The organism is Mycobacterium sp. TH-M116, from assembly GCF_057473685.1.
This window is the reverse complement of sequence record NZ_JBYCLC010000116.1, coordinates 1-1,974: the sequence shown is the minus strand read 5'-3', so window position 1 is coordinate 1,974 and position 1,974 is coordinate 1. Positions and strand designations below refer to the sequence as shown.

1 protein-coding gene is annotated in these 1,974 nt (G+C 69.9%); it reads right to left on the bottom strand.

Annotated features, from left to right (window positions below):
- A partial coding sequence (gene malQ / locus AC2VOK_RS05785) for a 4-alpha-glucanotransferase (protein WP_428899627.1) occupies positions 1-1,461 on the bottom strand: 1,461 nt, incomplete at its 3' end.
- Positions 1,462-1,974: the final 513 nt, after the last annotated feature.

The window sequence follows — 1,974 nt, the reverse complement described above, 5'->3', positions numbered from 1 at the left end:
GGGCGGGGCGCCGGCGGGGATCCACCACAGCCGGAACAGCCCGATGATGTGATCGATCCGCACGCCGCCGGCATGCCGCAACACCGCCTGGATCAGCGCGCGGAACGGCTCGTACTCCTGCTGCTCCAGCTGGTCCGGCCGCCAGGGTGGCTGGGACCAGTCCTGACCGAGCTGGTTGAACTCGTCCGGCGGCGCACCGGCGGTCACGCCCGAAGCCATCGCGTCCTGCAGGGCCCATGCGTCGGCGCCGTTGGGATGCACGCCGACTGCCAGATCGTGCATGACGCCGAGAGCCATCCCGGCCCGCACCGCTTGTGACTGCGCCGCCGCGAGCTGCTCATCGAGCTGCCACTGCATCCAGCGGTGGAAGTCGACGGCGTCCGGGTGCTTCTCGGCGAACCTGGCGACGCCCGCGGCACCGGGATGCCGCAGGGAGTCGGGCCACCGATGCCAGTCGGCGCCATATCTCTCGGCCAGCGCGCAATACGTGGCGAAGTCGTCGAGTGCGCGGCCCTCGCGCTCCCGGAAGCTCGCGTACGCCAGATCGCGGCCCGCCGACCGGGGGACTCGGTGCACCAAATCGAGCGCGGCGCGCTTGGCGGCCCAGGCCCGGTCGCGGTCGATCGCGTCGACGCGGACGGCTCGGCGCTGCACATCGGAGCGCAGTTGTCGCACCCGGCCGCGCTTGCTCAGCTCGGCGAACTCGGGGATCGCCTCGACGCGAAGGTAGAGCGGGTTGACGAAACGCCGTGACGTCGGCAGGTAGGGCGACGGCTCCATGGGGAGCGTGGGGGCCGCCGCATGCAGCGGATTGACGAGCACGTAGTCGGCCCCGTGGCGGCACGCCGACCACACCGCCAGGTCCATCAGATCGGTGAGGTCCCCGACGCCCCATGACTGGCGCGATCGCACGCTGTAGAGCTGGGTGGCAAGGCCCCAGGCGCGGCGGGCGGCGAGCCGTTCGGGAAAGCCGAGCCAGTCCGGCGTCACGATGAGCGCGGTGCTGTCCTCGGCGTCCCCGGATTTCAGATGCACCCGGTGGTAGCCCAGCGGCAGGTCGCCCGGCACCACGAAGCTGGCCTCGCCGACCCAGCGGCCGTCCAGGTCGAACGGCGGGGTGAAGTTGTCGACCTGCCGGATCCCGCTGCGCGCGGTCCCGTCCTCGAGTTGCAACCACACCTCGGCCGGGTCCCCGTGAGTCACGTGGACCCAGAATCGGATCTGGTCACCGCTGCGCCCGACGAGGGTCGCCGGCATACGCCGGGTCCAGTACGACCGCAGGTGCGCAACCAGGGCGAGGTTGCGCTCCTGCTCGGTGTTCGCGGCCACGCCCAACGCCGCCAGGACTGCGACCAGTGTGCTCGTCGGAACTGGCACCTGTCGCCCGGTCCAGTCCTGGTACTCGGTGGCGACACCGAAACGCCTGGCCAGCTCGACAAGGGACGGCGCATGCTCGGTCATGCCGACCATCCTTCCCTGGGACTTTCCCCGGGGATGCCTCGGTGGGGATGCCTCGGTCGCCGTCGTGCCGGAGCCCGCGTGAGGGCGCGATCGCGCAACTCGGCTCCGTCTTCCTGCGCGGAAGTCGACGCGATACAGGACGAGTCGGCGATCCGCAGCTACCATTCCCTCTGGAGACGCGAATATTCCGGCCGGGGATCGGGTGGGGGAGCGGAAAGTGCCAGCTCAGTGATGCACGTCGCTGTCGGCACCGTGCGCGAACCCGGTCCGGACACAGCTGGCGGAATTTTCTCTCGGGCTCTTGCTATGAGGCTGGTACGAGGCGCGTCGTGAGAGTAGTCCAGGTGAGCGGACACAACGCAAGCGTGGCGAGGTCCGTGCGGGTGGCTTACGGTTGTCGATGGGATTCGCGCGCAGGTACCGCGGATCCCCAGAGCGTGTCAACAGACCGGATGGTGAATTAAGTGGCGGAAGAGAGTCGCGGGCAGCGCGGGTCCGGATACGGCCTCGGGC